The sequence below is a fragment of the Chromohalobacter marismortui genome (assembly GCF_004364315.1).
GTDB classification, from domain to species: Bacteria; Pseudomonadota; Gammaproteobacteria; order Pseudomonadales; family Halomonadaceae; genus Chromohalobacter; species Chromohalobacter marismortui.
This window is the reverse complement of record NZ_SOBR01000004.1, coordinates 60,731-79,925: the sequence shown is the minus strand read 5'-3', so window position 1 is coordinate 79,925 and position 19,195 is coordinate 60,731. Positions and strand designations below refer to the sequence as shown.

At 62.1% G+C, this 19,195-nt stretch carries 18 protein-coding genes; 6 read left to right on the top strand and 12 right to left on the bottom strand.

Annotated features, from left to right (window positions below; genetic code table 11):
* Nucleotides 1–49: 49 nt before the first annotated feature.
* The gene (locus C8E00_RS09690) at nt 50–1,111 is read right to left on the bottom strand and encodes an aromatic ring-hydroxylating dioxygenase subunit alpha (protein ID WP_133697307.1); all 1,062 of its coding nucleotides are present in this window, start codon (nt 1,109–1,111) and stop codon (nt 50–52) included.
* Between the two features lie 126 nt (nt 1,112–1,237).
* Here C8E00_RS09690 and C8E00_RS09685 point away from each other — a divergent pair, with 126 nt between their 5' ends.
* Nucleotides 1,238–1,954: a GntR family transcriptional regulator gene (locus C8E00_RS09685; protein WP_133697306.1), complete on the top strand. Its 717-nt coding sequence runs from the start codon at nt 1,238–1,240 to the stop codon at nt 1,952–1,954.
* A 43-nt stretch (nt 1,955–1,997) separates the two neighbouring features.
* Here the strand turns inward: C8E00_RS09685 and C8E00_RS09680 are convergent, their stop codons facing one another.
* Nucleotides 1,998–2,885, bottom strand: coding sequence for a helix-turn-helix domain-containing protein (locus C8E00_RS09680; protein WP_133697305.1), 888 nt, complete (start codon nt 2,883–2,885; stop codon nt 1,998–2,000).
* Between the two features lie 167 nt (nt 2,886–3,052).
* Here C8E00_RS09680 and pobA point away from each other — a divergent pair, with 167 nt between their 5' ends.
* The 3 genes from pobA (at nt 3,053) to C8E00_RS09665 (ending at nt 7,014) form a co-directional block, all read left to right on the top strand.
* Nucleotides 3,053–4,240 carry a 4-hydroxybenzoate 3-monooxygenase gene (pobA, locus tag C8E00_RS09675; RefSeq protein ID WP_133697304.1) on the top strand — a complete coding sequence of 396 codons (1,188 nt, stop codon included), beginning with the start codon at nt 3,053–3,055 and terminating at the stop codon, nt 4,238–4,240.
* 135 nt (nt 4,241–4,375) lie between these two features.
* Nucleotides 4,376–5,848 carry an aldehyde dehydrogenase family protein gene (locus C8E00_RS09670; protein ID WP_133697303.1) on the top strand — a complete coding sequence of 491 codons (1,473 nt, stop codon included), beginning with the start codon at nt 4,376–4,378 and terminating at the stop codon, nt 5,846–5,848.
* 74 nt (nt 5,849–5,922) lie between these two features.
* The gene (locus C8E00_RS09665) at nt 5,923–7,014 is read left to right on the top strand and encodes an NAD(P)-dependent alcohol dehydrogenase (protein ID WP_133697302.1); all 1,092 of its coding nucleotides are present in this window, start codon (nt 5,923–5,925) and stop codon (nt 7,012–7,014) included.
* Between the two features lie 54 nt (nt 7,015–7,068).
* On the opposite strand, the gene C8E00_RS09660 is transcribed toward C8E00_RS09665, so the two are convergent.
* Both C8E00_RS09660 and C8E00_RS09655 read right to left on the bottom strand, forming a co-directional pair.
* A complete protein-coding gene (locus C8E00_RS09660) occupies nt 7,069–8,169 on the bottom strand; it encodes an NADH:flavin oxidoreductase/NADH oxidase (RefSeq protein WP_133697301.1) in 1,101 nt (366 codons plus the stop codon).
* A gap of 62 nt (nt 8,170–8,231) precedes the next feature.
* Nucleotides 8,232–8,987, bottom strand: coding sequence for a trimeric intracellular cation channel family protein (locus C8E00_RS09655; RefSeq protein ID WP_133697300.1), 756 nt, complete (start codon nt 8,985–8,987; stop codon nt 8,232–8,234).
* Between the two features lie 233 nt (nt 8,988–9,220).
* Between C8E00_RS09655 and C8E00_RS09650 the strand changes: the two genes are divergently transcribed.
* The gene (locus tag C8E00_RS09650; protein ID WP_133697299.1) at nt 9,221–9,991 is read left to right on the top strand and encodes a MipA/OmpV family protein; all 771 of its coding nucleotides are present in this window, start codon (nt 9,221–9,223) and stop codon (nt 9,989–9,991) included.
* 93 nt (nt 9,992–10,084) lie between these two features.
* The gene (locus C8E00_RS16815) at nt 10,085–10,213 is read left to right on the top strand and encodes a hypothetical protein (RefSeq protein ID WP_279586114.1); all 129 of its coding nucleotides are present in this window, start codon (nt 10,085–10,087) and stop codon (nt 10,211–10,213) included.
* 126 nt (nt 10,214–10,339) lie between these two features.
* On the opposite strand, the gene C8E00_RS09645 is transcribed toward C8E00_RS16815, so the two are convergent.
* The 8 genes from C8E00_RS09645 to C8E00_RS09610 all read right to left on the bottom strand — a co-directional run bounded on the left by C8E00_RS09645 (nt 10,340) and on the right by C8E00_RS09610 (nt 18,990).
* Nucleotides 10,340–11,719 carry an NAD-dependent succinate-semialdehyde dehydrogenase gene (locus C8E00_RS09645; RefSeq protein ID WP_133697298.1) on the bottom strand — a complete coding sequence of 460 codons (1,380 nt, stop codon included), beginning with the start codon at nt 11,717–11,719 and terminating at the stop codon, nt 10,340–10,342.
* Between the two features lie 206 nt (nt 11,720–11,925).
* The gene (locus C8E00_RS09640) at nt 11,926–12,432 is read right to left on the bottom strand and encodes a hypothetical protein (protein ID WP_133697297.1); all 507 of its coding nucleotides are present in this window, start codon (nt 12,430–12,432) and stop codon (nt 11,926–11,928) included.
* Nucleotides 12,433–12,449: 17 nt separating this feature from the next.
* Nucleotides 12,450–13,427: a fumarylacetoacetate hydrolase family protein gene (locus C8E00_RS09635; RefSeq protein ID WP_133697296.1), complete on the bottom strand. Its 978-nt coding sequence runs from the start codon at nt 13,425–13,427 to the stop codon at nt 12,450–12,452.
* Complete coding sequence (locus tag C8E00_RS09630) at nt 13,427–14,224, bottom strand: cyclase family protein (protein ID WP_133697295.1); 798 nt, start codon at nt 14,222–14,224, stop codon at nt 13,427–13,429. Before C8E00_RS09630 ends, C8E00_RS09635 begins: the two co-directional genes overlap by 1 nt.
* Nucleotides 14,225–14,294: 70 nt before the next feature.
* Nucleotides 14,295–15,452 (bottom strand): hypothetical protein, encoded by a 1,158-nt coding sequence (locus tag C8E00_RS09625; RefSeq protein ID WP_133697294.1) that lies wholly within the window; start codon nt 15,450–15,452, stop codon nt 14,295–14,297.
* Nucleotides 15,453–15,678: 226 nt separating this feature from the next.
* Nucleotides 15,679–16,839, bottom strand: coding sequence for an alpha/beta hydrolase family protein (locus C8E00_RS09620; RefSeq protein WP_133697293.1), 1,161 nt, complete (start codon nt 16,837–16,839; stop codon nt 15,679–15,681).
* Between the two features lie 33 nt (nt 16,840–16,872).
* Nucleotides 16,873–17,991, bottom strand: a complete 1,119-nt coding sequence (locus C8E00_RS09615) for an FAD-dependent monooxygenase (RefSeq protein ID WP_133697292.1) — start codon at nt 17,989–17,991, stop codon at nt 16,873–16,875.
* 93 nt (nt 17,992–18,084) lie between these two features.
* Entirely contained in the window at nt 18,085–18,990 is a 906-nt protein-coding gene (locus C8E00_RS09610; RefSeq protein WP_133697291.1) for a LysR family transcriptional regulator, read from the bottom strand.
* Nucleotides 18,991–19,195 lie beyond the last annotated feature (205 nt).

Below are 19,195 nucleotides of genomic sequence, written 5' to 3'. Positions count from 1 at the left end.
GAACCGGGAAAGGATCGGCGCGCGCCGATCCTTCGTTGTGCAAGATCCATCAACTGGCGGTGGCGGCCTGCTGCGGCTGCGCGTTTTCTGCTTCCGCCTTGAGGATGCGGTCGATGACCCGACGTGCCTGAACGCCGCCGCCGTCGATGTTGAGCATCAGTAGACGGCGATCGGGATAGCGGATCAGGTTGCGTTGCTGGGACTCGAGCATTTCCAGGTCTTCGGCGAAGATCTGTCCCTGGCCTTCGCGAATCTTCTCGGTCAACGCCTCGTCCTGCGGATTGAAGTTGCGCGCCATGCCCCAGAAGTACCAGATCGAGGTGTCGGTTTCCGGTGTGATGAAGTCCACCACGATGCTCGACGCCTTGGCATCGGCCGGCGCGTCGTAGCCGCCCTTGCCGGCGTGCGCGACCCCCACGTCGATCAGGATGTGACTGGGCGGGGTGAAGCGGCAGATCTGCCAGCGGTCCACGGGCACGTCGTCGGCGAGGTTGTTGCCACGTAATGCGGCTTGCCAGAACGGCGGCGCGGTGATGTTTTCCATGTGCCGAATGGTCAGCACTTCGTCGCCGTTGACCTTGGTTTCCGGCGCGGATTCTTCAATTTCGGGCTGGCCGATGCTGGATGCATGCACGTAGGTCTCATGGGTCAGGTCCATGAGGTTGTCGATCATCAGGCGATAATCGCAGTTGATGTGATAAAGCCCGCCGCCATAGGCCCACTCGGGGTCGTTGGCCCAGTGCAGCTCGGGGATCTGGTCCGGGTCGGCCTGCTCGGCATCGCCGGGCCAGACCCAGATGAAGCCATGCCGCTCGACGACCGGATAGGCATGAATGCTGGGGAAGCCGCGTACGCGCTGGCCCGGCATGCTGGTGCATTTGCCTTCGCAACCCATCTCCAGACCGTGGTAACCGCATACCAGCTGGCCGTCACGCACGAAGCCTAGCGACAAGGGGGCGCCGCGATGAGGGCAGAAGTCTTCGACGGCGGCGACCTGACCGCCCTCGGCACGGAAAAAGACGATTTGTTCGTTGCAGACCGTGCGGCCGAGCGGTTTTTCTTCGATCTCGTCCGGCGTGCAGGCCACGTACCAAGTGTTCTTGGGGAACATGGTAACCTCCTCATTATGGATAGGGTTTATTGTTCTTTGGATCCAAAGTAAAGATTTTAAGGGCTCCTGGCGTCAAGTTAGCCTTTAGTTGGATCCAAAAATGAAAGCGTCGATAGGATCGCGTAGATGCCGGAAAAATCGGACAAAAATGGTCGCCTCAATGTCATCGCCAGTTTGCGCAAGCTCATCAGTGAAGGGGTTTACGCCCCCGGTGAACGGCTCAAGGAATTGCATGTCGCCGAGCGGCTTCAGGTCTCTCGCATGCCTGTGCGTTTGGCCTTCCGGACGCTCGAGCAAGAGGGGCTGCTACAGAAGACCGGCACCCGCGGCTATGTGGTGCGTCAGTTCTCCGAAGAGGATGTGCTCTGTGCGGTGGAGGTGCGCGGGGCCCTGGAGGGGCTGGCAGCGCGCCGTCTGGCCGAACAGGGCGTGACCGAGGAAGTTGGCGCGCAGCTACGAGACTGCTTGTCGCGGGGCGAGGCGCTGCTGGAAAAGGGGTATCTGGCCAAGGCGGATATCGAGGTCTGGGCCACCCTCAACCAGGAATTTCACCGTGCCATCGTCGGTGCCACCGGCAGTCGCGTCATCCACGACGCGATCGCACGTAACGACCACCTGCCCTTCGCGTCGGCCGACTCGATCGTCATCGACGACGCGGCGTTGGATCGCGAATACGGCAAGCTGCGCATGGCGCATGCCCAGCACCAGCTCGTGTTCCAGGCGCTATCGCGCGGCGAGGGAGCCCGGGCGGAGATGCTGATGCGCGAGCATGCCTACATCGGGCTGCGGTACGGCACGCTGTTCGGGCTGGGCGGCGTGGGGCAAGCGCCGAACGCGACATGAGGTCTTTGGATCCAAAGCGGTCGCGGGGCCGCTGTCGCCAGCCTCATGCCTGACGCTGGCGGAATTCCTTCGGCGAACAGCCGACATGGCGTTTGAAGAAGCGCGTGAAATAGGCCGGTTCCTTGAAGCCGAGCCGTTCGGCGACCTGGCCGATGGTCATGTTGGTATAGGTCAGGTGGCGCTTGGCCTCGAGAAGCACACGCTCGTGCAGCAGCTGCTGGGCGCTGCGGCCGGCGAGGCGTTGGCAGATCGCGCTGAGGTGCGCGCTGCTGATGCCCAGACGCTCGGCGAACTCGGGGATACTGGGCTGCTGATGGTAGTGGGCTTCGATGAGTTGTTGAAAGCGGGCCAGATGCGCTTCGCCGCGTTCATGATGGCGTGACGCGGGACGTGCCTGGCGTCGGGTCGCGCGCCGTGAGGCGAGCACCAGCAAGCTGTTGAGCAAGGCGTCGAGCAAGGCGTCGCGCCCTTCGGCGGGCTGGCGGTACTCGGCATCGAGCTGGTCGACGAGCGTGGCGATGGGCGCGCGTTCCGGCTGGTCGGCAAGCGGATAAAACGCTGCGCGTGCCAGGATCTTTCCCTGGGGATGCAGCGTATCGGCTATGTGGGTCGCCAGCGGCATCGCCAGGGTGATGATGTGTCCATCGACATCGTGCGAGAAGCGAAATGCATGCACCGTCATCGAGGGGACGACGATCAGCAGAGGCCCTTGGACGCGCTGCGCACCCTCCTCGAAGGTCAGGTTCACGTCGCCGTGCGCGATATGCAGCACATGCACGAGATCGGCGTGGCGGTGCGGCCGTATGTGCCAATCGTGCAGTCGGCTGCGCTCGGCGATGGACTCGCAGTGCAGCAGGTCGGGGGTCGGCCATTGGTGCGTTTCGCCATACAGCTGAAAGACGGGAATGGCGCGCTTGGGCGATGCCGACATGGCAATCTCCTGTGCGACGAAAGTCGAGTCTTCGACCAAAGTTATGGCCGGATCTTGGAAAAGTATAAATTCATGCGGGGATTTTGTCTTATTCGCGGGTTTTCATCGGTGAAAAATGCAACTCGATGACTGGCCGTGCTGCCAGACCCGAATAAGAGGAGATTGCCATGAAAACCCAAGTCGCGATCATCGGTGCCGGCCCCTCCGGGCTGTTGCTGGGGCAGCTGCTGCAACGCGCGGGGATCGACAACGTCATCCTCGAGCGTCGCAGCGGCGAATATGTCTTGAGCCGCATCCGTGCCGGCGTGCTGGAGCAGGGCATGGTCGATCTGCTGCGCGAAGCCGGTGTCGACCGCCGCATGGATGTCGAGGGCCTGCCGCACGACGGCGTCGAGCTGGCCTTCGATAATCGTCGGGTGCGCATCGACCTTGCGGCGTTGACTGGCGGCAAGCAGGTCATGGTCTACGGGCAGACCGAGGTGACCCGCGACCTGATGGAGGCACGCGCCGCCGAGGGCGGCCAGACGCTCTATGAAGTGGACAATGTGCAGCCCCACGATCTGGAAACCGACGCCCCGTACATCACCTTCGAGCACAATGGCGAAACGCAGCGGCTCGACTGCGACTACGTCGCCGGCTGCGACGGCTATCATGGCGTCTCGCGCCAGTCGATTCCCGGCGACCGGCTGAAGACGTTCGAGCGGGTCTACCCCTTCGGCTGGCTGGGGCTGCTCTCCGACACGCCGCCGGTCTCCGACGAGTTGATCTATGCGCGCCACGAGCGGGGCTTCGCCTTGTGCAGCATGCGCTCCCAGACCCGCAGCCGCTATTACGTGCAGGTGCCATTGGAGGAGAAGGTCGAGGACTGGTCCGATGCGCGCTTCTGGGAGGAACTCAAGCGCCGCCTGCCCGAGGACGTCGCGGCCAATCTGGTGACCGGTCCCTCGCTCGAGAAGAGCATCGCGCCGTTGCGCAGCTTCGTGGCCGAGCCGATGCAGTATGGCCGTTTGTTTCTGGTCGGCGATGCCGCGCACATCGTGCCACCGACGGGGGCGAAGGGGCTCAACCTGGCGGCCAGCGACGTCAACACGCTCTACCGCCTGATGGTCAAGGTCTATCACGAGGGCCGCACCGACCTGGTGCCGCGTTATTCGCAGACCTGTCTCAAGCGTGTCTGGAAGGCCGAGCGGTTTTCCTGGTGGATGACCTCGATCCTCCACAAGTTTTCCGAGGACGAGGATTTCGGCGCCCGCATGCAGCAAGCCGAGCTGGACTATGTCACAGGCTCCGAGGCAGGCCTGACGACCATCGCCGAGAACTATGTCGGCTTGCCCTACGAGCCCCTGGAGTCCTAGGCCATGGGGTCGCCGCGGGGTATCAAGTTGATTGATCATTACTATTAGTCTGCGTATTAATTGTCCGACTAGGCTCGCATGACCACGACGCGGCCCGACGAGGCGCGTCTTCGCATGACGATTGAGGTGAGACACATGACACAAGCACCGCTGTTTGCCGGTCAGGATGCCCAGCCGATCGCGGGAGGCTGGCGCCAGGGACGTGCCGAGCGCCGCCTGAGCGTGACCAATCCATATTCCGGGGAAACGCTGCTCGATCTGGCGATGGCCGACCGCCATGACCTGGACGATGCCTACCGCCATGCGCAGTCGGCTCAGGCCGCATGGGCGGCACTGGGACCGAACGCGCGTGGCGATGTCATGCGGCGCGCGGTGGCGATCTTCGACGAGCGCCGTGACGAGATCATCGACTGGATCATTCGCGAGTCGGGCAGTACGCGGATCAAGGCGCAGATCGAGTGGAGCGCGGCACGGGCGATCACCCAGGAAGCGGCGAGCATGCCGACCCGGGCCCACGGCCGCATCCTGCCGTCTGACATTCCCGGCAAGGAAAGTCGCGTCTATCGGGCGCCGCTGGGCGTGGTGGGCGTGATCAGCCCGTGGAATTTCCCGCTCAACCTGAGCGCTCGTTCGGTGTCGCCGGCGCTGGCGCTGGGCAACGCGGTGGTCATCAAGCCGGCCAGCGACACACCGGTGACCGGCGGGCTGCTGCTGGCACGCATCTTCGAAGAGGCAGGGCTGCCACCGGGCGTGTTGAGTGTCGTCGTCGGTGCCGGTTCCGAGATCGGCGATGCCTTCGTCGAGCACCCCGTGCCTTCGTTGATCACCTTCACCGGCTCCACCCCCGTGGGGCTGAATATCGGCCGCCTGGCCAGCGGTGGCAAGCATCTCAAGCACGTCGCCCTGGAACTCGGCGGCAATAGCCCCTTCGTGGTGCTGGCGGATGCCGATGTGGAGCAGGCGGTCGATGCGGCGGTGGTCGGCAAGTTCCTCCATCAGGGCCAGATCTGCATGGCGATCAATCGCATCATCGTCGAAGAGCCGCTGCGTGACGCCTTCACCGCCCGCTTCGTCGAACGCGTCAAGGCATTGCGTCTGGGCGACCCCGCCGACCCCGAGACCGCCGTGGGGCCGATCATCAACGCCAAGCAGCTCGAGGGGCTTCAGACCAAGATCGCCAAGGCGCATGCCGAGGGCGCCACCTTGCTGACCGGAGGCGACCCCGAGGGCAATGTCTTGCCGCCGCACGTGTTCGGCGATGTCACGGCGGACATGGAGCTGGCCGACGAGGAGATATTCGGGCCGCTGGTGGGGATTCAATCCGCGCGTGACGAAGCGCATGCGCTGGAGCTGGCCAACCGCACCGAGTTCGGTCTGTCGAGCGCGGTCTTCACGCGCAACCTGGAACGCGGCGTGCGTTTCGCGCAGGGCATCAAGGCGGGCATGACCCATGTCAACGACATCCCCGTCAACGACGAGCCGCATGCGCCGTTCGGCGGCGAGAAGAACTCCGGCCTGGGCCGCTTCAACGGCGACTGGGCGATCGATGAGTTCACCACGGAGCACTGGATCACGCTGCAGCATGAACCGCGCCAGTATCCGTTCTAATCTTTAGGCGGAAGCGATCCCCGGGCCGAGGCATGGTCCGGGGACATTCACCGCAACGTCGTGAGGAGCTTTCCATGCAAATCAAAGCGGCTGTGACGCGAGACAAGGGCGGGCCCTTCTCGGTGGAGACCCTGACCTTGACCGAGCCGGGGGCCAACGAGTTGCGCCTGCGCATCGTGGCCACCGGGGTGTGCCACACGGACGCCGTCGCGCGGGACCTGGAACTGACGCCGTTCCCCGTCGTGCTGGGGCACGAGGGCGCCGGGGTGGTGGAAGCCGTGGGGAGCGAGGTCACGGCGTTCGCGCCGGGGGACCATGTCGTGCTGTCGTTTGCCCATTGCGGCGCATGCGAGCATTGCCTGACCGGCCATCCTACCGTCTGCATGCGCATGAACGAGTTGAATTTCGGCGGGCGTGCCGAGAACGGGGCCTGTTACCTGCATCGAGGCGACGAAGCGGTGTCCACCTTCTTCGGTCAGTCGTCGTTCGGGTCCCATGCGGTGGTGCATGAGCGCAACGCGGTCAAGGTGGACCCGGATCTCGACCTGGGCTTGCTGGCCCCATTGGGCTGCGGCGTTCAGACCGGGAGCGGCACGGTTCTCAATCGCCTCAAGCCGGCGTTCGGCAGCAGCCTGGTGGTCTATGGCTGCGGCGCGGTGGGGTTGAGCGCCGTCATGGCGGCCCGTATTGCCGGCTGCGCACGGATCATCGCCGTCGACGTGCACGACAATCGCTTGTCGCTCGCCAAGGAGCTGGGGGCCACGCACGTCTTCAATGGCCGCCAGGTAGACGTGGTGGAAGAGATTCGTGCGGTGACCGGCGCGGGGGCGCACTATGGTGTCGAGACAACCGGTGTGCCGCAGGTCGTGCGCCAGGGGCTGCATGCACTGCGTCCCCTGGGCCAGCTGGCCATCGTGGGGGTGACGCCGGAGGTCACGCTGGACGTGCACAATGACCTGATGGCGGAAGGCAAGACCATGCTGGGCGTGATCGAGGGCGACTCGGTGCCCAAGGTGTTCATCCCCCAGCTCATCGACTACTACCGCCAGGGGCAGTTCCCGTTCGACAAGCTGGTGACGTTTTACGAGTTCGACGCTCTGGAAGAGGCCTTCGCGGATTCCAAGTCCGGCAAGACCATCAAGCCGGTGGTGCGTATGAATCCATAGACTCATACGCTTGTTGCAGAAGATGAAAAACGTCGACGACGCTTGAATGTCACGTTAGCCGAATAGCTTTTTGAGCGTATGCGGCTGGCTGCGCAAATACTGCTTCGGGGCATGTACGGTCGCGCCGAGCTTGGCGGCGGCGTGCCACGGCCAGCGCGGATCGTAGAGCATGCCGCGGGCCAGCGCGACGGCGTCTGCTTCGCCACCGAAGACGATGCCCTCTGCCTGTTCCGGTTCGGTGATCAGGCCGACCGCAATCACCGGCATGGCGACTTCCTGCTTCATGCGGCGAGCGAACGGTACCTGATAGTTGGGGCCGACGTTCAAGGTCTGGCGTGGGTCCAGGCCACCACCGGAGCAGTCGATGAAGCTGCAGCCGCGGGCGTCGAGAGCCTTGGCCAACTCGACGCTTTGCTCCAGATCCCAGCCGCCTGCGACCCAATCGCTTCCGGAGATACGGATACCCACAGGCTTGTCGTCCGGGAAGACCGCGCGCACGGCATCGAAGATCTCCAGCACGATCCGCATGCGGTTTTCCAGACTGCCGCCGTACTCGTCATCGCGCTGGTTCGAAAGCGGCGACAAGAACTCGTGCAGCAGATAGCCATGCGCTGCGTGCAGTTCGATCAGTTCGAAACCGAGACGCTCGGCACGCTTGGCCGAAGCGACGAAGTTCGCCTTGAGCTGCTCGATATCATCCAGGCTCATCGCCTGTGGCGGACGCTGCCCGTCCTGATACGCCACGGCGGAAGGCGCCACGGTCTGCCAGCCACCCTCTTCCAGACTAAGCTGGGCACCGCCTTCCCAAGGCGCCTGGCAAGAGGCCTTGCGTCCGGCGTGGCCCAACTGGATGCCGATCGGTATCGGCGAGTAGGCACGAACGGACTCGAGTACACGTGCCATCGCCTGCTCGTTGTCGTCCGAATAGAGCCCCACGTCGCCAGAGGTGATGCGTCCTTCCGGCGCGACGGCGGAGGCCTCGACGATCAATAGTCCTGCCCCGGAGAGAGCGAGATGTCCCAGATGAATCTTGTGCCAGTCTGTCATGCTGCCGTTTTCGTCGGCGGAGTATTGGCACATCGGGGAAATGACGATGCGATTGGGCAATTCGAGCCGGCCGAGCGTGAGCGGCGAGAACAGCTTAGGGGATGCCATTGAAACCTTCCTGAAGCGAATGATGGCAACAATGTAGCGTGCTAATAATTACATGGCAATGGCTATCGACGCCGCCGTTTGGGCGACAGCATTCGCACGCGGGCTTTAGAGCGTGGCGTCTTTTCTATCTCGTTCGATGACGGTGCTGCGTTGTGCATAGCACTTTGAGATTTAAGGCTGCCAGATGAGGGCGCGGCTGGCGAGGTGATCCAGGCGAATACCGGCAAGGAGAGGCGCCAGTAGATGGCGCTGAGACGCAGTGTCAGGATTACCAGGATAGGCAGCGCGATAGTGGCGTAGGGGTGGATAGGGTGCGTGTACAGGATGACGTATGTCGTGGCGCCTGCGATGGAGGCAGTCGCATAGATTTCCTGGCGCAGCACCATGGGGACTCGCCGGGCGAGTACATCCCGGAGCATGCCACCCGCGACACCGGTGAGGAGACCCATCAAGACAGCGACGGTACCTCCATGGCCCAGCGCCAATGCCTTGTGAGCGCCGATGATGGTGAAGATGGCGAGTCCGAAGGCATCGAGTACGGGCAAGACGGTGCGTGATAACCGGTGAATGTAATGAAAGCCGATGATCGATGACACGACGGTGATGATGATCACCCATAGATAGGTGGGATCGGTGACCCAGAACACCGGGCGAATGCCCAGTAACAGATCGCGCAGGGTACCGCCGCCGATGCCCGTCATCGCGGCGAGTACCAGCATGCCGAACGGATCCATTCGCGAGCGGCAGGCAATGATCACGCCCGAGAGCGCAAAGACGATCACGCCCGCCAGGTCCAGCCAGTAAATCCATCCTGTCACTGCGGCGCTCCTTGGCTACTGTGCCAGCTACCGCTTGAGCGGAAATAAGAAACGATGGCTATTGTAGACGCAAGTGGTCACGTACGTCAGCGCGGTCTGCTTCCCACTGCAAGCGGCCGGCTGGCGTGGCAGCAATACCTACGATATTGTATGTAAAGGGCCGGGTGTGCGTGCCTGCGACGTGGTGGGCGGCCAGCCGGTGGTCATGCAATGAATCCAGGGAGTCGGTCGACATGCAGGCAGGATATCGATACGCGGCGTTGGCCGTGACGCTACCGATGCTGGCGGTAGCAATGCCCAGCCAGGCACAGGACAGCGGCTGGCAAGGGAGTCTGGGGGCGGGGGCGATCTACGCCCCCGATTATCTGGGAAGCGACGACTACGAGGCGTCCGTATGGCCATCGGTCGACCTGACCTATGGCGATAGCCTGTATATCAACGCGCGCGATGGCGTGGGCTGGAACGTCATCAACCGGGATGGCTGGCGGGTGTCGCCGTTTCTCGGTTACACCTTCGGGCGTGACGACGAGGACGACCTGCATCGACTGGACAAGGTCGACGGTGGCGTCACGGCAGGGCTGCGGGCCGAATACACCGAGGGGCATTGGCAGTACAGCGCGTCCGTGGAAACGCCGCTGAGCGGAGACATGGATGGGTATCACGCCAGCGCCAAGGCACATTGGCGATCGCGCTTGACCGAGCGGCTTTCCGTTTCGCTGGGTCCAAGCGTCGCCTATGGAAGCGAGTCATGGGCCGAGGACATGTTCGGCATCTCGGCGCGTGAAAGCCAGCGTTCGGGGTTGAATGCGTATTCACCGAACGAGGGCTACTTCAAGGTGGGGGCGGATGCCAGTGCTAGCTACTATCTCACGCCGACATGGTCCATCACCGGCGTGGTCGGTATGTCGCGCCTGACCGGTGATGCCAAGGATAGCCCCATCGTCGACACCATCGGTGATGCGACCCAGGCCTACGCGGGTGGGTTCATCAATTACAATTTTTAGCCTGAGGAGTTGGCCGTGCGTTGCATCGATTAGACCAAAGTCTAAAGACTAAGGTATAATGCGTGTGTATCCACCGACACAGGCACGTTATCCATGACGATTTCGACTGCACGACCGACTCTGCTCAAGCGTTTTGGCAAGTATGCAGGCCATGTGCTGGAAATGATGACCGAGAGCGCGTATCGCGGCTTTCAATCACAGACATCCACGCCTTATATCTAAGCCCTGATCCAAGGATTCGCGATAGGGTCGGCCATACCGGTAAGGGCACATCGCGGACGCCGAACGACGAAGCGCCCCGCCCAAATGTTTGGGCGGGGCGCTTGCGTTGGTGCATTGCCGGCTCGCTTATTCAGCGATGTAGACCGTGCGCACGTTGAGGAAGGCGCCGAAGCCGTATTCGCTCTGCTCGCGACCGTAACCGCTTTCCTTGACGCCACCGAATGGCAGCTCGGCAAAGGGCGTGGTGGGGCGGTTGACGAAGCTCATGCCGACTTCGAGGCGACGCGCGACCTGTTCGGCGCGCTTCACGTCTTGGCCGACCACGGTTCCGCCCAGGCCATAACGGCAGTTATTGGCCAACTCGATGGCGTGCTCGGCGTCGTCGGCGACGATGACCGATGCCACCGGGCCGAACAGCTCTTCGTCGAAGGCCGGATTGCCGGGCGCGACGTTGGTCAGCACGGTTGGGGCATACCAGGCACCGGGACGGTCGAGGACTTCACCACCGGTTTCGAGTTGCGCACCGTGCTTGATGGCGCGCTGTACCTGGTCGTGCAGGTCGTCACGCAGGTCCTTGCGCGACATGGGGCCGACCTCGGTGTCGCCGTCCATGGGATCGCCAATGCCCATGTTCTGTACACGGTCGATAAGGCGCTCCGTGAAACGCTCAAGCATCGGGCGCTCCACGATCAAACGCTTGGACGCCGCGCAGCTCTGCCCGGTATTGTCGAAGCGACCATTCACGGCCAGCTCCACCGCCTTGTCGACATCGGCATCGTCGAGCACGATCAGCGGGTCGATACCGCCGAGCTCGAGCACGCTGGGCTTGATGGCCTCGCCGGCGATCTTGGCCACGGCACGGCCGGCATCTTCACTGCCGGTGAGCGTGACACCGCACACCAGTGGGTCGTGGATGATGCCCTCGACCTTGTCGGAGCCAATCGGCAGCCAGGTGAAGGTGCCTTCCTTGAAGCCCGCATCATGGAACAGTTTGGTGATGAACTTGGCGCAGCCCGGCACGTTGGAGGCATGCTTGAGCAGGCAGACGTTACCGCCCGCCAAGTTGGGCGCGGCGAAGCGAACCACCTGGTAAAGCGGATAGTTCCACGGCATCACACCGAGCACGGCCCCCATCGGGTCGTGAACGATTTCGGCCTTTTGAGCGCCTTCCACCTGCCGTGGCTGGGGTTTGAGCAGTGAGTCCAGGTTGTCGGCGTAGAAGCGGACGATGGCCGAGGAAATCTGCGTCTCGGCTATGCCCTGATGAAAGGGCTTGCCCATCTCGTGAGCAATGATCTCGGCCATTTCGCGCTGATGCTTATCGATCAAGTCGGCCAATGCCGTCAGCCGGTGTTGGCGGTCGGCCACCGGCAAATGGCGGAATTCGGCATAGCCTGCGCGGGCTTGGTCGAGCTTTTCGGCCAACTGGGCATCGTCGAGCATCTCGTGCTCGCCGAGTACTTGGTCGTTGGCGGGATTGACGGCGGTGAGGGTCTTGCGGCTCATGTCATCCTCCTTAACGGGGTCGTCGGTGACGAGTCTTCCTGAGGTAGCCGTTCCTGCTGGCCTCACCCCTCTTTCTTGCGATGACCGTGACGAGAATCAAGGGGGGCGCCGGCAACCCATTGAGTCGCGGCGCCCCTGAGTGCATTCCGAGCTCTTGCTTCAACCTGCACCGGCTTGTGCCGCACAGGCGCGTTTGGGCATACGTTTTAGTCTCTCGCCTGAGCGAGAGTGGTCCTGATGCTGACGTGCGCCACAAGCGTGGCGACCAGCGCGCCGTAGCCCATCTTGGCCACCAGCAACACGGCAAAGTCGATGTTGGGCCCGGCAATGGCCCATAAAAGAACGGTACCGCAGGGACTACCCGCCAGGGTCGCCAGCAAGGCAATCAGCAAGCTGCGCACGAGCGGGTGACGCGGCAACCGCCAAGTCTTGCCGGCCACGGCTTCCAGCTTCCCGTGCGCCAACTTGCGGCGCATGGTCAGCGCCGGTATCAGGGCGCTCATCAACGACAGCATGAAGGTCTGCGGCAGGAAGTCGACGGCGGCACCGCCGGCTCCCCACAGCGGCGCCGAACGGCCGTCACCGAACAGCGCGAACACGAAGGCGGCGCTGATCAGGGCGCTGACCACGGCGGCGATCGATGCCTCCTTTATAATCGTGTGTTTCAGTTCGTGCTCCATGGCCTTCTCGTCGGTTTGTCTTGTCGTTGTCATGCCTGTGCTCCTCGGATTTACTGACGAACCACCACTTGTTGGCGAATGGCACCGAACAGCGGCGTGTCATCGGCTTGGCGCGCTTCCATGCAGACCTGGTCGCCGGGCTGCAGGAAAGGCGTGCGCGCTTCACCCAAGTCTAAGATTTCCACTGCGCGACGTTCGGCAATGCAGGCGGAGCCCACCTGGCGAAAACCGGTATTCGACACGGTGCCCGAACCGATCACCGTGCCCGCCGGCAGGTCGCGGGAGTAAGCCGCATGAGCGATCAGCTCGTGGAAGCCCACTGCCATGGCAGCGCCGTTGGGGTGCCCAAACGGGTCATCGTTGAGGGAGAGCCTCAAATCCAGCGCGACGCGTCCTTCCCGCCAGCTGGCGCCCAGTTCATCGGGTGTCACGGCAACCGGTGCCATCGAGCAGCGCGGCTTGCACTGGAGCATGCCGAACCCGCTCTTCATCTCGATCGGCCCCAGGTAGCGCAGGCTCCAGTCGTTGACCTGAACGATCAGGCGGATCGCCTCCATGCCGGCCTCGGCATCGGCGGACATCCCCACCGCCCCGGTGATCACCGCAAACTCGCCCTCGAAGTCGATGTTGTCCTGCACCGACGGGAAGACGCTGGGCTCGGCCGGTGACTGGAAGCGATCGGAGATGCCCTGATACATCAGCGGCCGTCCCAGCGCATGGCGTGCCTCCAGCTTGAAGACCTGCTCCATCAGTTCGCCGTGACTGTCGAAGGCCGACCCATCCAGCCACTGCCAGGCCCTGGGTAGCGGCGCCATGGCTTCGGTGGGCTCGAACGGCCGGGCATCTTTCAGACAGCCTTCATTGAGTCGGTGGTATTGCGCCTCCAGGCGTGGCGCGACTTCCTCCCAGCGCTCCAGGGCCTCCTGCAGCGTCGAGGCGGCTTCCGTTGCCACCGTCAGGGCGTTGTGGCGGCAGACCAGATGCAGGCGGCCGTCGGGATGACCATTGGCAAACGTTGCGAAGCGCATCACTCACTCCTTGGTTGGGTGGGTACCAACGCCACCGGCCGACACCAGCCGGCCGAGGCGCGGGCGATCTTCACCGGCAGACACATGACCTCGAAGCCGGTGGCGGGCAGCCGATGGAGGTTGCCCAGCTTCTCCATGTGGCAGAACACGGTTTCCGCCCCCGCCTTGTGGCCTTCCCAGAACAGCGACGCATCGCCGGTTTCGCGCACGCGCGCCACCTGACTGGCCAGGGGCGGATCCCAGCTCCAGGCGTCCGTGCCGGCAATCTTCACGCCACGTTGGGTCAGATAGAGCGTGGCTTCGCGGCCGAAACCGCACCCCGAGGCCACGTAGTCATCCTGGCCATAGCGTTCGCCGGCCCGGGTGTTGACCAGCACGATGTCGCCAGGGCTCAGCTCGTGACCGATACGTTCCAATTCGGCAGCGACCTCAGCGGCGCTCACCCGGTGCCCGTCGGGAAATTTCCGGAAGTCGAGCTTGACGCCGGGACCGATACACCACTCCAGCGGCACCTCGTCGATGGTCATCGCCGGTTTGCCGCCGTCCATGGTGGGGTGGTAGTGCCAGGGGGCATCCATGTGGGTGCCGGCGTGGGTGCTCATCACGCAGCGTTCGACGGCGGCGCCCTTGCCCTCGAGTTGCTGATCGACCCCGATGCCGAAGATCTCCTCGAAGTCACGCGCGCCCTGGTCATGATCGATATAGTCGATCTGTGGCCCCAGGCCGGGTGGGTCCGAGGCGATGCCGGCGGTGAGACTCACCGCCAGGTCGATGAGGGTTTTTCCTTGTGTGAGCATGATGATCTCCGTAGATAGGCTGGCGTTCCCGAATCGCCGACTCCGCCATGGCGGTCGGCAAGGCGTCACCTCAGAACGAGAGCGTGACTCCGGTGACGAAGACGTTGTCGATCTTGTCGCCGTTTACGCCTTGGTAGCGCTTGTAGTCGGCAAAAATACTTTGTCCGTACATCGTTGCGGTGATGCCTGCACCGATCACGGCGTAGGTGGACTCGTCGTTGAATTCGTCGAGTGAGTTTGCGTATTCCTGTTCGATACCGATCGTGGCGCTGGGCAGCCATTGCAAACCGAGCGTCTGGTGCGGTGCTCGCTGCAGCGTGAAGTGTGCCCAGGCCAGTCCGAAGTCCTCGTTGGCGCCGTTGACCCCGGTGACCTCCGGCAGCTCCGTATTGCCTAGGCGAGGGGTCGTGCGGCCCAGATCGCTGTGGTGATAGAGCACGCCCAAGCGCGGGTGGGCCAGCGTGCCGTCCGGTAGCCAACTGGTTTCGTCTCCCAGCCAGGAACCGACCAGATCGGCTTGCAGGTAGTAGCGATCGTCATCCTGCTTCTTGCGGAGGTCGGCGGGCCCATAGGGGGTCGGAATGTCATAGACGCGGTTCTCGGTTTCCCCCCACAGGTACATCCCGCGTGTGGCGATGCCCCAGTGGTCGTTGAATTTTTGCAGATAATCGAGACGTAGGCCGCGGCTATCGCGGATGACTTCGGTGCCACTGATCTGGTCCTTACTTTCGAAATTGTTGGCGACCAGCCCGACACCCCACATGACATTCTCGTTGGGCAAGTGCAGAAACTCGATGGTGCCCTGATAGAGCTCATCCTCCAGGTCCAGCGCATGAGGCTCGGAGCTTCCGTTCGTGTATCCCCCGTTGAGGCGCAGAAAGCTGGCCCCGGAAGAGGCGGGGAGCTCGATCATTGCATTGAGAGGAGTGATCACAACATCGTGGTCTTCCCGGAAATCATCGAGTGCCGGGTTGTTGTCCTTGGCACCGTAGGCATAGCGTGCCGCCCCCATCCGCGACTGTGCCTGACCAAACTTGTCGTTGGAGAAGAAGGGCTGCAGGAGTCCGGCGTCGCCGAGGTTGATCAGTGAGCGTGCCCCCTGGGAGAGCTTGGGGAGCGGCGGCTGGTTGGCCTCATGAGCGGGCGAAGATGGTGTCAGGGCCAGGGCCGGATGCGCGATGAGAAGGGAGATCGCGGTGATCCCCGTGAGGTTGATTGTCTTGAACATCGTGAGCTCTCTGTCGTTATTGTATCGAAATGATATTCGAGATGCTTTTTGGGGTTTATGCACCATTCCGAGGACATTGAAAGGCGTGCAACGAATGGCTATTCAATACATTAAGACCCACGATATACGTTGAAAAAACACTTTCCCCGATGCCAATTATTGACGCGATAAATATGTTTTAGATAAACGATAAAACCCCTTCTACCAAGGTAGAAGGGGTTGGCTTTCAGGCGGTCCAGCCGCCCAGTGTTTCGGCAAACCAGTCGGCAATATAGTGTCTTCCGAAGCTCATGTTATCCGCGCCGACATGCTCTACACCGCCTTCTCTTTCCGTAAATATCTTCAACTCACGGCGTGGGGAATTAATTAATTGATCATACGATTGATGGGCGTAGTCGAGGCTGATCTGGCGATCCTTGGCGCCGTGGGTCACCAGGAAGGGTACTTTGATGAGTTCCATGACACCGTCCAGTGTCATGCCTGCGGCGCGGCGGAAGAAATCGTCGCGGTCGCTGGCGCCGAAGACCCACTGGACGTGGTTCCAGTAGTGGGGAACCGGGTTTTCTCCCTCGCGCTGCAGCCGTCTTCGCTGTACTTCCGCCCAGTTGTGGTTGGCGCCCCATACCGCCCCCGAGGCAAAACGCGGTTCCATGGCGCAGATACGGGGGGCATAGTAGCCGCCCAGGGAGATGCCGGTGATACCGATGCGGTCGGCGTCGACCCCGGGCTGGGCCGCGAGCCATTCGTAGACCGGTGTCCCCCACTGTTCGGCTTGCCAGGTAGCGGGCAGACCTTGCAGGCGCAGACTCTCTCCGGTGCCCGGCTGATCCACGCATAGGCAGCTGATGCCGCGACGCGCGAGCTCCTCCGGTAGGCGCGACCACCACAGCAGTTCCTTGCAGCTATCCAGCCCGTTGAGAAAGACCACGGCCGGAGCGGGGCCTTCGACGCCCTGGGCTTGACTGAAGAGAGCGGCGATCCGCTTGTCGCCATAAGGAATTTCGTGTCTCGCCACGTTCAACGTGCCCAGCCGTGCGCCATCGTCGAAGGTCTTGCGCCCCTTATGGAAGGTTGCCAGACGGTTCTCGGATCCCTGGGCTTGCATGCGCTCGGCGATCAGATAATACAGCGAGGCGCGATGCAGCTTGTCACTGGCCGAGAAACCGCGCCCTGAGGCGCTGTCCTCGTCTGCCAGTGACACCAACTGGTCGGCCTTGCGCACCCAGGCCTGCATGAAGGCCTGGGTGCCGATGTCTTCGCCTTCTGCGGAGGCCTCGAGAAGCGGTTGACACATATCCATGATCTCGCCGAGCTTGGCGCCGCTCTCCATGGCGATGGCGACGGAGAGGTTCCATACGTAATTGGGAAAATAGTCGAACAGTGCCATACGAAACGGTTCCTTGATGAAGAGTGAGTGGACTCAGAGCGGCTCTGCCATCAGCTTTACGCACTGGTCATTGATCGCGGCGGGATCGACGTCGCGGCGTTTGCCCATCTGCATGTCGCCGATCGCCAGCGAGTTGTGGTTGACGAAGCGGCAGCGTTCGATGCGCCGTTCTCGGTAGCGGCGAAGCAAAGGGTCCAGGGCGTCGCCGCTGGCCAGTTCCTCGGCCAGCACCAGGGCGTCCTCGATCGCCATGCCGGCGCCCTGGGCGAGATGGGGGGTCGAGGCGTGGATGGCATCGCCCAGCAACACCACCCGGCCCCGGTGCCATTCGTCTTCCAGAAAAACTACCTCGAGGGGCTTGGCGACGACCTCGGCACTTTCGGTCACGTTGTCCATCAGCTTTCGGATCTGCGGTGCCGCATGGATGGCACGTTCATGCATCATGGCACAGGCTCTTTCACGTTCGAGCCGGAAGTCGTCGGGCTCTTCGCTGAGCATGAAGAGATACATCAGGTCGTCGGAGAGCGGCGTAAGACCACCATTGACACGGCCATAGAAGAGCTGGATGCCGGTCACGTCCGCGGGGCGCGGCATGTTGTAACGCCATACCCATTGGCCGGTATAGCGCGGCTGCGGTGCCTGCGGGAACAGCGTCTGGCGAGTCTGCGAGAAGATGCCGTCGGCCCCCACCATCAGATGAAAGGCCTCGCGGCTGCCATCGCTCAGGCGCACCTCGACCGCGTCCCCGGTGTCTTCCCAGTGTTCGACGACGGTCCCCAGGCGGATGTCGGTCCCCAGTTCGCGGGCCTTGCCGGCCAGGATGTTCTGCAGCGAGGTGCGCCGGATGCCCACGTTCGACGGCAGGTGTTCCCCCGCCAGGCGAGGGGCCGTAAAGGCAAACAGCGGATCTCCCTGCGGCCCGAAGCCTTGCGTGGTATCGAAGCCATAGGATTGCGCCAGATAATCCTCGAGAACATCTAGCGCTTGCATGGCACGCAGGACATTGAATTGTTGAATGATACCTACCCCGCTGGCGGGCCAATGGGGGGACTTTTCTATCAGAATTACGGGAAAGCCTTGGCGGCGCAGTGCAATGGCAACAGTCAGCCCTCCTATACCGCCACCCACCACAAGAATCTTTTGTTTTGTCATATCAACTACCTCCTACGGCGAGACTAATAAGACAGTATTCAGGAGAAAAATTGAGGCGTCCCATCTCTGATATTTACACCAGTGATAGGCCACTTACTCCATGGTGGAGGCCGCACTGTGCATGAGGTTCGTCAGCCAGCGAATGCCGGGATCCTGGTCGCGATAGGCATGCCATTGAATGCGCTCCTCCAGTAGCGGAATGTCGAAGGGGAGCGGGTGAATATCGATGGCAAGTAGCGACTGGTAGTGCAGTGCCAGGTGCTTGTGAATGGTGGCGATACGTTCACTCCCGATGATGAGATGAGGAAGCGACGTAAATGTATAACTGGTCAGGGCGACATCACGCTGGACCCCTAAGTGCTCCAGCCATTGTTGCTCGAAGGTCGCCCCGCCTCTCGTCGGCACCATCTGTACATGGCGCGCCTCGACGTAGCGTTCCTGAGTCATGGACCTGCCATGATGATGGCTGCTGGCGCAGGTGATGCAGACGTACTCTTCGCTGAACAGGTGTTCGCTGGGATGCTCGGAAGACGTGAGTGGACCTGGGGCAACGAGTACATCGGCATCACCTTTTTCGATGGCTTGATAAGGTGACTCGATTTGAGGAAGAAGCTGGAAGCGGATGCGGGACGACTCCCTGTCGGCTAGCTCGAGCACCTTCGGCATCAGCGTGGACATGGTGAAATCCGACAGGATGATGCGGAAGTCGCGCGTCGACTGGCTGGGGTCGAAGGTGAGGTCGGTAGCGACGGTCGCCTCGATCCGCACCAGGATATCGCGCACTGAGTGTTTAATGGCTTGCGCGCGAGGCGTCAGTTCCATCCGCCGACCGACCTGAACCAGCAAGGGGTCATCGAAGTAGCTTCGCAGCCGGGTGAGGGCGTTCGACATCGCTGACTGGGTCAGATTCATGTGCTCGGCGGCTCGGCTTACCGACTTGAGCGTCAGCATGTGGTCGAGCGCCACTAGCAGGTTGAGATCTAGCTTATTGAAATGCATGGCGTGTCACGGACATCGTTGTCTTAGTTATATGAATCATTTATGCCTCGTTTGGCGAGGCTCTGTGAAATGGATCTCATGAATGAACTCATGGATACCATGAATGAGTGGAGTGCCGGCCATTCATTCACATGATCCATTGGTCTAATCACGCGGAACCATTTTTCACACGTCGGTATTCCTCTTAGCGTTACCTCATCGAGAC